Genomic DNA, 13,823 nt, shown 5'->3' on the forward strand with positions numbered 1-13,823 from the left:
ATGGAGTAGCAAGACCATAATCTTACCTTTAGAAGAGGGACGGGGATACCATGAATCCAATCCGAATGGGATTAATAGGCTGCGGCGGCATGGGGGGCGGACACGTGCTTGGCGCAGCGTCGCTTTCCGGGCGGCTGAAGGTGACGGCGGTATGCGATATCGAGCAGGAGCGTGCCGACCGGGCTGCGCAATCGATGGGGGCCGCCTCTGCGGTGACCGATTACTGCGATCTGCTGGACGATGTCGACGCGGTGCTGATCGCTCTTCCCCATCATCTTCACTACGAAGTGGGCCTTGCCTGTCTGGAAGCCGGCAAGCATGTGTTGATGGAGAAACCGATGTGCAATACGGAGGAGCAATGCATCGGACTGATCGAGGCCGCAGAGCGGAACGGCAACGTGCTGATGACCGCCTATCCGGTCCGGTTCTGGCCGATCGTCCGGAAAATGAAAGAATTGATCGACAACCGAACCTATGGCGAACCGTTCCATATGTCGATCTATACCGAACAGTTCACCCGCTTCCCGGCCGGTCACTGGACCGAATCGGCGGACAAGCTCGGGGGCGGGCAGCTGTTCAGCCACGGCTGTCATTACATCGACCTGCTGCTCTGGTTTTTGGGCCGTCCGGTTAAAGGATTTCATCTCGGCACGCGGCTCGGTACGCCTTGGATGGAGCGGGAGGGCACGAGCGATCTGGCGATCGAGTTCGAGAGCGGTGCGGTCGGCTACCATTTCGGCACGTGGGGAGCGCGCGGGACGCGGATCGGCTACGCCATCCATATCCATTGCACGGAAGGGATGCTGGAATTCAATCGCGCCGAAGGCAAGCTGTACCTTCATTCGCATATCGTCGAGGAACGGGCCAATCTGGATACGGCGTCGAGAACGAGAGTGCTGATGGAAGACAACGCTCCCGGCAAAAAAACGCAATATGAGCTGGAGCATTTCCTCGACTGCATCGATGCGGGTCAGCAACCCGATACCGACGGCTACGACAGCCTGCAAGGGCTTCGCGTCATCTGGAAACTGTACGAAGCGGAACGCGCCGGTACGATCGCTGACTTGAGGGGGTTGGGGTTGGCTGTGGGTTGACAACTGTAAAGCCTGACTAAACCATTTACATAAACGTTTCCATCCCGCTTATCTAGTGGTTTTGGAGGCGTTTATTTATCATTTGAGACTCGCTGACTTGATGCTCCCATTTAATCCAGCAATTCCCTATGTCTACTTAATCGGTTTTTTTCAGTGGCTTTGCTTGGCTCTTGCTCAGTTAAATGAAATAGTTTCAATTCAAACGCCAACTATATGTTAAAATTTTGCTATATTGCGTATTCTGATGAATGGCTCAAGAATTTTAGAAAGCATCTTCCTGAACCCGAATGGGAGTTGTATAAAAACACATATGCAGACAGCAACTACAACAATATGTGGAATGCTCTTTTTGCTGCCGGTGACTTATTTCGAATTCTCGCTGCCGATCCGGCCCAAAAACTAGCGTACTCGTACCCTTACGATGACGATAGGAAGATGACTGAATATCTGAAGCATGTAAGAGGTATGCCTATCGATGCAGCAGAAATACATTGAGGTGTTTTCTTGTCAAATTTCAAATATCTACGGCTCGTGTTGGGAGCGATAAAATGGATGACATGATCTCAATAATAAACGGTGTATCCCTCTGGCATACGGTTCATGGTCAAGGAATCCCCGTGGTGCTTTTACATGGTGGTCCAGGGGCTTACGACTATATGGAGCCTGTGGCTGACATGTTTAGCAACCGCTACAAAATTATACGTTATGAGCAGCGGGGAAGCTGGAGGTCTGAGCAAAAAGGTCCCTACGATGTACGGACATTTATCGAAGATTTAGAACATCTAAGGGTTCATCTTGGAATCCAAGACTGGGTTGTGTGCGGGCATTCGTGGGGAGCATCATTGGGACTGGCGTATTCCGCCAAGTATACTAGCCGGGTTCGAGCGATGATTTATATATCGGGAACGGGAATAAATCCTGCATGGCATGTCGATTATCGCGCTAATCGGCTTGAGAATATGAGCTCTGACGAAAGAGAGGAATATACTCGCTTGCGTTCGAACGTAAATACAGTGAGCGGCATAGAGAGGGAGCGCATGCGAAATCGAACCCAACTGCTCTTAGGGAGCAAATTGAAGATTTTTTAGCTCGAAACAAATTGAAATAAGTGCAAGAATCCGGATCGACGACCCGCTTACTCAGTAGGTCCGATCTAGCCCTGGAACGGAAACTTCGGGGCTTGTTCTTACTCGCGCCAGCTATGCTTTTTCTGAGTTTCATTCCAGCCAATAAGAGCGATTTGCAGCTCTTAAAAAACAATCTTCGCCCACTTGTTAGGAAATAGAAGCGGTTTGAACCTCTTATTTCAGCCAATCTGCCGGGAAATGTACCTTCCAAGCAAAATAGCAGCTACGAACCGCTCCTATTTTCGCTTCAAACCCGGATTTGGACAAAATAAGTGGTACATACCGCTCTTATCAGCTCGGTTTCCGTACCTTATCGCACCGTACCGCACCTCTTCGCGGCATACGCCCCCTAACATACCACCACTCGGCTCGACACGGCGCCGCCCATCGGGCTGCCTGCAACTGGCGGCCGCCCGCCGCCGTCGTTCGCCGCATCAGATGCGCCTAGCTCCAGAACCCGCCGCTAAACCCAGACCAACTCAGCCCTTCACACTACCCAGCACGATCCCTTTGACAAAAAACTTTTGCAGAAACGGATATACCGCGATGATCGGCAAAGCGCCGAGGAAAATTTGCGCCGCCTTGACGGTCTGGTTGGACAGCTCCTTCATCATCTCGACCTCGTTGTCCGACATCGCGCTCATGTCCTGCTGGATGATGACGGTCTGCAAATAGCTTTGCAGCGGATAATGCGCCGGATCGTTCATATAGATCAGCCCGTCGAACCAGGCGTTCCAGTGCCCGACCATCGTAAACAACAGCACCGTCGCCAGCACCGGCTTGGACAGCGGAATAAATACGCTCCACAGCGTCCGCATATGCCCCGCTCCGTCGATAAAGGCGGCCTCCTCCAGCTCTTTCGGCAGCCCCCGGAAAAAGTTGAGCAGCAATATCACGTTAAACACCGGCACCGCATTCGGCAGCACGAGCGCCCAGATCGTGTCCATCAGCCCGGTATTTTTAACCGTCATATAGGTCGGAATGAGTCCGCCGCCGAACAGGATCGTGACGAAGAAATACCAGACGTACACGGTGCGGAGCTTGAAATCGCGCGTCTCTTTGGACAGCGGATATGCGATCAGCACGCACATGACCATATTGATAACGGTCCCCAGCCCGAGCCGCTGCAGCGAGATGCCGAACGAGCGGACGAACTCCTCCTTGTTCATTACGTATTGGTACGCCTTCGTCGTAAATTCGACCGGCCACAGCCCCACCTTGCCCGCCGCCGCGGCGCCGCTCGAGCTGAACGATACCGCCAGCACGTGGATGAGCGGAAACAGGCACACGAACGCTAGAAAAATCATAAACGTATAGTTCCCGGCAATGAATAATTTACGGCCGAACGATGGATTCTCAACCACGTTGATCCCTCCTCCTGTCTAAGTTGGCATTAGAAAATCCGGTAATTCGCCAGCCGGTAGGCGAGCAGGTACGACACCGAGATCAATACGAGCGACACGATCGACTTCAGCAGGCCGACCGCGGTGGCGAGGCTGTACTGCGCGTCCTCCAGACCCATTCGGTATACCATCGTGTCGATAATATCGCCGCTTTCGTACACGTACGGGCTGTATAGATTAAAAATTTGCTCGAATCCGGCATTTAACACTTGTCCGAGGCTGAGCGTCATAAGCAGTATGATCACCGGCCGGATGCCGGGCAGCGTAATATGCCACGTCTGGCGCCACCGGTTCGCCCCGTCGATGACGGCCGATTCGTAAAGCGCCGGGTCGACGCTGGAGAGTGCGGCCAAGTACACGATCGTGCTGAAGCCGAACTCCTTCCATTCATTGGAGACGACAATCGTATAAGGGAACCAGGTATTGTCACCGAGGAAAAAGATCGGATCGATCCCGATCGAAGCGAGCACTTTATTAACGATCCCCTGCCCTGGCGACAAAATATCGATCAGAATGCCGGCGAGAATCGTCCACGATAAAAAGTGCGGCAAATAAATCAGCGTCTGCACCGTCCGCTTGAACACCGCCTTGCGTATTTCGTTCAGCAGCAGTGCGGTTACGATCGGGACGATGAGTCCTGCGACGATTTTCATCAAGGCGATATAGATGGTGTTCCAGAATACCTCCATCGTGCTCGGAAGGCTGAATACGTACGTAAAGTTGCGCAAGCCGACCCATTCCGAACCCCAGATGCCTTTGATCGGGATGAACTTCTGGAACGCCATCGTCAGGCCGCCCATCGGAATGTAATGATAAATAAACACGATAATGGCGCCAGGCAGTATCATCAAGTGGAGCGGCAGCTCCCTAAGCCTTTTTCCTGTCAGCAGTTTATTAAACACCGCAGCTCCTCCTTCCTATCCGCTTACGTCTTGACGGGCCCGCCCTGCGGCGGAAGCAAAGGGGCGGTAAGCCGCCCCTCTCCCGTTACTTCTTCTGCTTGGCGTACCAGTCGTTCACTTCTTTGGTGATCAGGTCTCCGCCTTGCTTCTTCCAATCGGCTACGAACTTGTCGAACGCGTCGATCGGCAGGTTGCCTGTGACGATTTTGACGAACGTTTCGTTTTTCAGCTTCTTGAGCTGCTCATTCCGCTCCGCCATCGTCGCCGTCGGGGTCGTATAATATTCGTTCGAGACGAACCGGTCTTCCTTAATAATCTGATCGATGATGCCTGCTGAGCCGCCGGGGCCGTTCTGGGCGAATTCGCCCCACAAGTTTTTCTGTCCGCCCTTGTACAGCATGATCCGGTCATACACTTTCTTGCGCTCCGGCGAGAGCTCCTCCGGTTTTATTTTCCCGTCCAGCACGGCGGTAGCCTGGCGGTAGTTCTCGATATTGTTGTCCGGCAAATAAATTTTGACCGGCGAATACGTCCATACCGCCGAAGGGTCCTCCTTGCTCGGAACGATGTACTTGTAGTACACTTCTTCGGATTTGTTGTAATAATAAGTCTGCAGCCAGAAGTCCATCATCTTGAATATCGCTTCCGGATGTTTCGTTCCTTTCTTTACGACCCAGTAGTAGCTGAAAATGTTCAGAGGAAGCTGCGCCTGAAACGGCTTGCCGTCCACCGTCGGCATCGGATACGCCTGCCATTCCTGATTCGGCGTCAGCGTGACGAGCGGGAAGTTGGCCGAGCCGCGGCCGCCGATCATCATCCCGATTTTGTTCGCGCCGATCGTCTCGTATACTTTATTGGCGTCCTTGACGATAAACTCCGGATCGAAGTGTCCGGCCTTGTACATCTCGCTCAGCTTCGTCAGCGCCTGCTTCATCTGCGGCTGAATATCGCCGTTCACCAGGCTTCCCGAGCTGATCTTCACCCAAAATCCGGTGCTCGCGTCGGTATAAGCCCCGTAGCCGTTCATCAGCCCGGCGGCCATGCTGAGCTCCTTCTCCATCGCCAGCCCGAACGTATCGTCCTTGCCGTTGCCGTCCGGATCTTTTTTGGTGAACGCATCCGCAATCGCGAACAGATCGTCGATCGTTTTCGGATCGGGCAGGCTCAGCTTCTCTTTCCAGTCTGTGCGAATCCACAATATCGCAGGTCCTTCCTTGGCAACCCCGGACCACGGAACCGCCATCAGCTTGCCGTCGATCGTCGCCGACTTCAGCACCGTATCTCCCGCTCCCTGCATCACTTTCTTGATCGATTCCGGGGCGTGATCGTTATACACCTTCGTCAAATCCTCGAGCATGCCGGCTTCCTGCAGCTGCTTGAACTGCTGCGGCGTCGCCGCGAAAAAATCGGGAATCTCGCCGGAGGCGATCATCAGGTTCGACTTTTTATCGTATTCGGTCGAGGGGACGTACCACTGGGTTTTCACTTTAATGCCGTATTTCTCCTCCAGCGTCCGCGTCCATATATTATTGTTAATATCTTCGCCGTTAAAAAACTTAGTCGTCGGGAAGCTGTAATTCACCGTCGTCAGCTCGATCGGAGGCTCGTACTTCTCCGGCACCGTCTTCGGCCCGCCCGTCTGCTGCCCCGTCTCTGCAGGCGTTTTCCCGGACGCGTCTCCCGCCGGCTCCGATTTGCCGCAGGCGGCTAGAAGTGGAACCGCTACCAAACTTAGGCTGACCAGCATCTTTACCATTTTGTTTTTTGTCATACTGAACTTTGGCCCCTTTCGTCATCTCGTGATCGATGAATATGGCGAATCGCAAACGGCCGGCCGTTCGCACCGTTCGCCTTTCGTATGCCCATCTTATCCCGGCGCCGCTGTCTGGAACAAGAAACCGTTTCGCATCTCCTATTCCGAATCGAAGCTTTCCCTCCGAAAATGGCCGATTTATACCGTGCGGAATAAGAGTGGCGGAAATGAATAATCCGCATCTGTAGTTGAAACCGATTACATCGATTATACTGAAAGGTGTGATCCGGTTGTACCGGAAACTATCGCTAAGACGATTCGGAGGGAGAACCTGTGGAACGACGACGCATCCGATTCAACGGAAACTCGCTATTCGCCAAACTGCTTCTCGGATTTATGGTCGTCATTCTCATTTCGTTTGCATTCAATTTATTCGCCTATAACTTTTTTTACAATCAGATGCGCGACGAACTGATCCGCTCCAATACGACCGCTCTCGCCAATACGGTCGACGGTTACGAGACGCAGCTGCTCCAGCTGGACGATCTGCTTACCCGGTACTATTTCGACAATTCGGTCGCGGCTCTCAAGAAAGGGAATATCGGCTCCGACTTCCCGATCGTCAACGAGCTGGCCGACGAGTTCCGTACGATCGTCAGCAATTACAATCTCGATCTGGAGAACGTGTTCATCTACTTTAAGGAGCAAGGTTTCGTCATTGACAAAAACGGGTATACGCGGGCTGAAGAAATGTTCGGCAAATATTACGTCAGCCGCGATTACGGGCCGGAGTTTTGGGCCGGGCAGTTTGCCGACGATTTTCACTTCCGCACGTTTCCGTCCGCGGAGTTTACCCGTCACCAAATCGAGCTGATGAATCCAGGATCGTCCCGCTTCGTCCCCGTCATCGTCAAAAGCCAGATCGGCAGCCAGTTCTATGTGGGCGCGCTGATCGATGCGGACCGGATGTTCTCCGCTCAACTGCAGCGGGAAGACAATCCGTTCTATATGACGGGAAGCGCGGGACAGCTGTTCTACAGCGCCGGAGCCGTTCCGGCTGCGATGCCGGCCGCTCCCGGGGAAGCCGGCAAATCGTTCGTGCTGCACGGAAGCGACTATTACTTCTACAAAACCGGCGAGCTGTCCGGACAAACTTACGTCAGCGTCATCCCGTACGAGACGATCGCGAGCCAGATGACCAAGATGAATGTGCTGCTGCTTACGTTGTTCGCCCTGTCGGTACTGATCAGCATCGCGATCTCCGTCCTGCTGAGCGTCCGCTTCAAAAACCCGGTCCAGCGCATCCTGGAGGCGCTTCGCCAGATGAATCCGGTCATCCGGCAGACGAGCACAATCCACGAGTTCAACGTGATCAGCGAAAGCTTGCAGCATATGATCCAATCGGTTCACCGGAAAAACTCGCTGCTGCAAAAATACGGCTACCTGGACAAAATCAAAAGCATCCAGGCGCTCGATACCGAGGTGCAGGCGCTGGCCGATACGGAACAGCCGTTTCACTTCATCATGTTTCATATTCATTATACCCGGGAATACGAGCTGCTGGGCCGCGACCGGCCGCTGAAGACGACTCATTTCCTGGAGTTCATCAACCTGAATATGACCCAGTCGTTCGCCGATTCCGTTACAATGCAGATCGAGAAAGACCGCATCCTGTCGATCGTCTTCACCGACTGCGACGAGTCGGAAGCAATTACCGGTCTGCTGCATTATTTCAAGCAAATCTTCGACCGCGACAGCGCCTATTATCAGCTCGCGATCGCCTGCTGTCCGAAGCTGTGGGAGCCTTCCGAGTTCACATCGGCCTATGAGACGGCCGGCGAGATGCTGCGGCGGCGCATGCTGAGCAGCGAAACGCAAATTATCGGCACTCCCGGTCCGCTCGAACCGGTCATATTCTGGACACCCGAGGAAGAGCGAAGCTTCGCCGCCCATCTGGAGGCGGGCAACGAGCCGCAGTTGACCGCGCTCGTCCATAGCTCAATGCAGCGGTTGGCGCGGCGGCAGGCGACCGCCTGGCATTACCGCCAGTATGCCGGCGATCTGCTCTCCAAGCTGCTAATGACGCTGATGGCGCACCAGATCGATACGAATTCCTTGTATGCGGAATATTCACCTTATGATGAGATGGAGCGGTTCGTCTCCGAGGCGCAGTACATCGAGCTGTTCGAGCGGCTGCTCGGCCAGGCGGCGCTGCTGATCCGCCAGAAGCGGGACGCCCGCGACCCGATCGTCGACTTCGTCGTCGGGTTTATCGAGAAGCATTACGGGGACGACATCTACCAGGATCTGATCGCAGGCAAGCTGAACATCTCGACCGGTTATTTGCGCAACTATTTCAAGGAGAAGACTGGTCAAAACTTAAGCGACTACCTCAACGAGATCCGGATCGGAAAAGCAAAGGAAATGCTGGAGGAAACCGAGGAGAAAATTCAGGATATCGCCGCCAGAGTCGGCTATCAGAACGCCAATTCGTTTACCCGGATGTTCCGGCGCCTGACCGGACTGACGCCCGGCGAGTACCGGAGAGACCGGATCGTCAATCCGCAAAAGTAAAGAGCAGGCCCAAGGCCCGCAAGCTCCACAAAAAAAGGTCCCCCCGAATCGTTACTTCAACGAATCGGGAGGGACCTTTAGACGTTCCTGTCGGTTAAATCAGATCCGAGCGCTGCAACAGCTTCCGAATCATAACGGCAACCTCGGCCCTCGTAATGAAGGCTTCCGGTGCAAGCAGAGAATCGTTCCGTCCGGTGACGATGCCCGCTTGCAGACTATCGGCTACGCCGCTTGCCGCCCATTCCGCCACACGATGGGCATCCGCAAACGCACCCGGCAGCACTCCGTCTGCTTGAGACGGCTGCTTCGCCTTCAGACCGATTATCTTCATCGCATTTGCGATGATTACCATAGCTTGTTCGCGCGTAATCTTGTCTGTCGGACGGAAGTTTCCGTCGTCGAACCCGCTGATCAGTTTGTTCGCGTACGCCGTCAGGATCGCTTCGCTGTACCAATCTTCGGCGTGCACGTCCGGGAACGGCGCAGTTCCTTTCTCGGGCTTCAACCCGAGCCCTTTGATCAGTATCGCGGCAAATTCCGCGCGGGTAATATCCATGTCCGGGTTGAACAGGCTATCGCCGATCCCGCCGACAATCAGACGCGAGCCCATGTCGTTCACCGTGTCCTTGGCCCAATGTCCGGCGACATCTCTGAACTCCAGCGGATTCCAGATGACGGAGTAAGCGCTGTTCGTCAGGCTGTTGATTTTGGCATAGTATTTGCCGTCCACCTTCACAATCTTGGTCGGCACGTGACGGACCGTTCCGTCTGCTTCCGCAACGACGCCTGTAGTGATTTTGCCCGGGTCGACCCCATCCGGGATCGCGATCATTCTTTCCACATACGCGTCAAATCGGGTTACCTCAAACGTTGCATCGCCATAGATCGCTTTGACCGTAAAGTCGAGCGGCGGAACGACAATCGTAAACGACTCTTCTCCCGCAGCGCTCTGCAGCGCCTTTACAGCGTCTGCCAGCGGTACGCCGATTTCGATGCGCACTTTGATATCCGATAGCGCCACATTTTTCCCGAGCTGCTCCGAGATCGACCGGATGTTGATTTGCCGGGCGGGCAGCGTATAGACCGCATGCTCGGTTTTAATTTCCACAACCGCTTGCTTCCGCTCCATGCTTTGTACCATTTGGCCGTTCAATTCGCCAATCGCCACATCCGTATCCGCCAAGACCGGAATAATAATGACCGCATGCTCACCTTCCGCCGCGAGCTTCTCCTCCAGCTTGCCCGGATCGACCGTAACCGTCGTAACCGTCCGTTCATTTACGGTAGCGGTTGTCGCCGCGCCTATATGCTCTGCCTTGCCGTTAATCCAGACATCGACTCCCGTGCCTGACTTATCCGGAGAACCCGGAACGGTCGGCACCGAAGGCGTTCCGCTGCCGTTACCGGCGCCTCCGTCGTCATCAGACGTCGACGGGGTCGGCTGGACCGCATTGGAAGGCGCGGACGGCAGGCTGCCGCCTACCGAGTTAATCGCCTTTACGGTAAACGTATATGTCGTCCCATTCTGTAAGCCCGTAACCCGGATCGGACTGGCGGCCCCGGTCGCCGTCATGTTCCCCGGCGAGGCCGTCACTTCATAGCCGGTTACGGCGCTGCCGCCGTTATCTGCGGGCGGTGTGAACGCAACTGTCGCTTCTCCGTCACCCTCCGTAGCTACGACGTCCGTCGGAGCCGTAGGCACCGTCACCGGGATCGCGCTGACCTGATTGGACGCCGGACTATCTCCGCCCGGACCTGCGGCCTTCACGACAAAATAATACGCGGTTCCGTTGGTCAAGCCCGTAGCCGTGTAACCGTACACCGCACCGTTTACGGTTGCGACTTCGCTTCCATACGTGCCGGAAGTGACGCTTTGGAATACTTTGTACACGGTCGAACCCGGAGCAGGAATCCAGGCCAGCGTGACTTGTCCGTTACCGGCTTCGGTCGCTTGCAGCACCGGCGCCCCCGGTGCGGGGACCTGCGGCACGGCGCTAACTTGATTGGAGGCCAGACTGTCTCCGCCGGCATTAACAGACTTCACGACGTAATAGTACGTTACGCCGTTGGTCAATCCGGTTGCCGTATAGCCGTACACGGCCGCGCCGACGGTCGTTACTTCATTGCCTTCCGTTCCGGCCGCCAAGCTTTGGAATACTTTGTACCCGGTCGCACCCGGAGCAGGAATCCAGGCCAGCGTGACTTGCCCGTCGCCGGACGCTGCCGACTGCAATAGCGGCGCCGGCGCCGGCGGGGTCGTCGGCGTTATGCTCCCTGACGGAGCCGACGGTAAGGAATCGCCTTGCGCATTCGTCGCCACCACCGTGAACGTGTACACTGTGCCAGCCGTCAAGCCGGTTACGACGATTGGGCTTGTCGCTCCGGTTCCCGTCTTCCCGTCGGGACTGGACGTTACCGTATAACCCGTGATCGGACTGCCACCGTCGTTCAGCGGCGGCGTGAAGCTGACAAGAGCAGTGCCGTATAGAGCCACTGCCGTTACGCCGGTCGGCGCACCCGGCTCCCCGATCGGCGTCACGCTCTCCGATGGTGCGGATGTCTGCGAAGAGCCGATAGCGTTCATAGCGACAACCGTGAACGTGTACGCCGTGCCGTTCGTCAGCCCATATACCGAAATCGTGCTCGTCAATCCGGTTCCAATCTTGCCGCCCGGACTGGATATTACCTTATACCCCGTGATCGGTCTTCCTCCGTCGCTTGCCGGCGGCGTAAAGGTGACCGCCGCCTGAGCGTTGCCCGCCGTAGCGGTCACCCCGGTCGGGGCGTCAGGCTCGGCGGCGGGCGTTACGCTTGCCGTCGGTGCGGATGGCATCGAATCCCCTTTCACGTTCGTAGCTACGACTGTGAACGTATAATCCGTCAAATTCGTTAACCCCGTTACTGTGATCGGACTGGCACTTCCCGTCCCCACCAGCCCGTCCGGACTGGACGTTACCGTGTAGCCGGTAATCGGACTACCGCCGTCATCCGCCGGCGGCGTGAAGCTGATCGTCGCTTTCCCGTTGCCGGCAACTGCTGTTGCCCCGGTCGGCGCTCCCGGCTTCTCTATGGTAATGACAAGCTTCTGCACGCGATGATTGTTCATATCCGCCACGTAAAGCACGCCGCTTGTGTCCACCACCGCCACGCCATACGGATTAAAAAACTCGCCCAAGCCGCTTCCCTGCCCGCCGCCGCTCTTGCCCCACGCCTTCCAAGTGTTGGTGGCGGCCGTCAGCTTTAAAATCCGACTTTTGCCCATATCGGCTACGTACAAGTTGCCGCCACTGTCTACCGTCACTTGGCGCGGAGAGTTGAAGGTCCCCAGAGCGCTGCCGCCGTTTTTCCAATCGCTCCATTCGCCTGTAGACTCCGTGAACTTCTGAATCCGGTTGTTATTCGTATCCCCGACATACACGTTCCCGTCGTCATCTACCGCCACGCCTGTCGGCTGATTAAATTCGCCGAGGCCGGTGCCGGATACATTGCCGGTTTTACCCCAGGCGCTCCACGTATTGTTGGACACCTGCAATTTCTGAATCCGATGGTTGCCCGTATCGGCCACATACACATTGCCGTTCTTGTCGACCGCCACGCCTTCAGCGCCTTTAAACTGGCCCAGCGCGGTTCCGGATTGGGAATCGCTTTTTCCCCACGAGGTGAGCAGAGCTCCCGCTGCCGACAGCTTGTACACTTTATGACCGCCGTAATTGTTGCCCATATCGGCGACATACAGATTCCCGGTTTTGTCTACAGCCACTCCAGCCGGGTTCGTATAGGTGACGCCCGTTCCAAAGTTGCTCCATGTGCCGGAATCGGTAAGCTTCTGGATGCGTTTGTTCAGAAGGTCGGCCGCGAACAGATCGCCGCCGCCGTTGACCGCCAAGCTGTACGGTTTATTGAATTCGCCCGACCCGGTGCCCGAAGACGAACCTGTCGCAACCCATTCGCTCCATGTCGTACCAGCGAGCTTCTGCACGCGATGGTTGTTCGAATCGGCGACATACATCGTGCCTTCCTGGTCGACCGTAACGCCCATCGGCGAGTTAAACTCGCCCAGGCCGGCCCCCACTGCTCCGCCGGTTTTTTTCCACTCGCTCCAGCCGCCCCCTGCCTCCAGTTTCTGGATACGATTGTTGCCGGTATCCGCGACATAGACGTTCTTATACTGATCCACCATCACCCCGAACGGAGCGCTGAAATGCCCCATTAAGCTTCCCGACGTAGTGCCGTTCCCCCACTGGCTCCATGTGCTGCCCGACAGCTTCTGGATCCGGTTGTTGCCGCTGTCGGCCACATACAGATTGTCGCTGCCGTCTACCGCCAGCCCGCGCGGATTACTGACTTCACCTAAGCTACTCCCCGATCCGGCCAACTCGCCCCAGACGGTGCCTCCTGCCGCCAGCTTCTGGATCCGGTTGTTGCCGCTATCGGCCACATATACCGTACCGACGCTGTCTACCGCGATCCCGTACGGCTTATTGAAACCGGTCCACGAACTCCATGTATTCGTCGAGGCATCCAGCTTCTGAACGCGATTGCCGTAAAATTCCGACACGTACAGGTTCCCAGCAACGTCCACCGTCACCCCGACAGGTCCGTTAAAGCCCAGATTGCTGCTGACCGACTGCCAGCTGCCGGTTGCCTTATCCAGCTTTTGAACCCGCTGGTTGCTGGAATCGGCTACATATACATTCCCGTAGCTGTCCGTCGTCATCCCGATCGGGAAATTAAACGCCCCCGCATCGGAGCTTGACTTCGGCCCGATCCGGCCGTATTGACTCCACGTCTCCGCCGCATGCGCCGGAATGCCGAACGCGATTGTCCATACGATAAGCAAGGCCAGACCAGCCGCGCCTAGTTTCCCCATCTCATATTTTGCCTTTCTTGACCTCATTGTTGGCATCCTCCCGCATGAATAGTAGCCTACCGGCGATATTCGGCGATATTCGCCGTATTTCGAACTCATT

General features: G+C 55.7%; 8 protein-coding genes. 4 read left to right on the forward strand and 4 right to left on the reverse strand.

Annotation, left to right across the window (positions count from 1 at the left end; all coding sequences use genetic code 11):
- Positions 1–50 precede the first annotated feature (50 nt).
- The 3 genes from PV433_RS08035 (at position 51) to PV433_RS08040 (ending at position 2,182) form a co-directional block, all read left to right on the forward strand.
- Positions 51–1,094, forward strand: coding sequence for a Gfo/Idh/MocA family protein (locus tag PV433_RS08035; protein WP_332071669.1), 1,044 nt, complete (start codon positions 51–53; stop codon positions 1,092–1,094).
- A 213-nt stretch (positions 1,095–1,307) separates the two neighbouring features.
- Positions 1,308–1,589, forward strand: coding sequence for an aminoglycoside 6-adenylyltransferase (locus PV433_RS34045; RefSeq protein ID WP_442951490.1), 282 nt, complete (start codon positions 1,308–1,310; stop codon positions 1,587–1,589).
- 53 nt (positions 1,590–1,642) lie between these two features.
- Positions 1,643–2,182 carry an alpha/beta fold hydrolase gene (locus tag PV433_RS08040; protein ID WP_332071670.1) on the forward strand — a complete coding sequence of 180 codons (540 nt, stop codon included), beginning with the start codon at positions 1,643–1,645 and terminating at the stop codon, positions 2,180–2,182.
- A 518-nt stretch (positions 2,183–2,700) separates the two neighbouring features.
- Here PV433_RS08040 and PV433_RS08045 read toward each other — a convergent pair.
- The 3 genes from PV433_RS08045 to PV433_RS08055 form a co-directional block, all read right to left on the reverse strand.
- Positions 2,701–3,585 carry a carbohydrate ABC transporter permease gene (locus tag PV433_RS08045; RefSeq protein WP_332071671.1) on the reverse strand — a complete coding sequence of 295 codons (885 nt, stop codon included), beginning with the start codon at positions 3,583–3,585 and terminating at the stop codon, positions 2,701–2,703.
- A gap of 29 nt (positions 3,586–3,614) precedes the next feature.
- On the reverse strand, positions 3,615–4,472 hold the full coding sequence (locus PV433_RS08050; protein WP_332071764.1) for an ABC transporter permease: 858 nt from the start codon (positions 4,470–4,472) through the stop codon (positions 3,615–3,617).
- Between the two features lie 139 nt (positions 4,473–4,611).
- Complete coding sequence (locus PV433_RS08055) at positions 4,612–6,297, reverse strand: extracellular solute-binding protein (protein ID WP_332071672.1); 1,686 nt, start codon at positions 6,295–6,297, stop codon at positions 4,612–4,614.
- Positions 6,298–6,612: 315 nt separating this feature from the next.
- Between PV433_RS08055 and PV433_RS08060 the strand changes: the two genes are divergently transcribed.
- Complete coding sequence (locus tag PV433_RS08060; RefSeq protein ID WP_332071673.1) at positions 6,613–8,853, forward strand: AraC family transcriptional regulator; 2,241 nt, start codon at positions 6,613–6,615, stop codon at positions 8,851–8,853.
- Positions 8,854–8,947: 94 nt separating this feature from the next.
- Here the strand turns inward: PV433_RS08060 and PV433_RS08065 are convergent, their stop codons facing one another.
- On the reverse strand, positions 8,948–13,750 hold the full coding sequence (locus PV433_RS08065; protein WP_332071674.1) for a fibronectin type III domain-containing protein: 4,803 nt from the start codon (positions 13,748–13,750) through the stop codon (positions 8,948–8,950).
- Positions 13,751–13,823 lie beyond the last annotated feature (73 nt).

The organism is Paenibacillus sp. GYB004, from assembly GCF_036577605.1.
Classification (GTDB): domain Bacteria; phylum Bacillota; class Bacilli; order Paenibacillales; family NBRC-103111; genus Paenibacillus_AB; species Paenibacillus_AB oceani.

Bases quoted from the DNA above. Each gene is read 5' to 3' on its own strand.
- PV433_RS08035 (WP_332071669.1), top strand. From the start codon at position 51: ATGAATCCAATCCGAATGGGATTAATAGGCTGCGGCGGCATGGGGGGC.
- PV433_RS34045 (WP_442951490.1), top strand. From the start codon at position 1,308: ATGTTAAAATTTTGCTATATTGCGTATTCTGATGAATGGCTCAAGAAT.
- PV433_RS08040 (WP_332071670.1), top strand. From the start codon at position 1,643: ATGGATGACATGATCTCAATAATAAACGGTGTATCCCTCTGGCATACG.
- PV433_RS08050 (WP_332071764.1), bottom strand. From the start codon at position 4,472: ATGATACTGCCTGGCGCCATTATCGTGTTTATTTATCATTACATTCCG.
- PV433_RS08055 (WP_332071672.1), bottom strand. From the start codon at position 6,297: ATGACAAAAAACAAAATGGTAAAGATGCTGGTCAGCCTAAGTTTGGTA.
- PV433_RS08065 (WP_332071674.1), bottom strand. From the start codon at position 13,750: ATGAGGTCAAGAAAGGCAAAATATGAGATGGGGAAACTAGGCGCGGCT.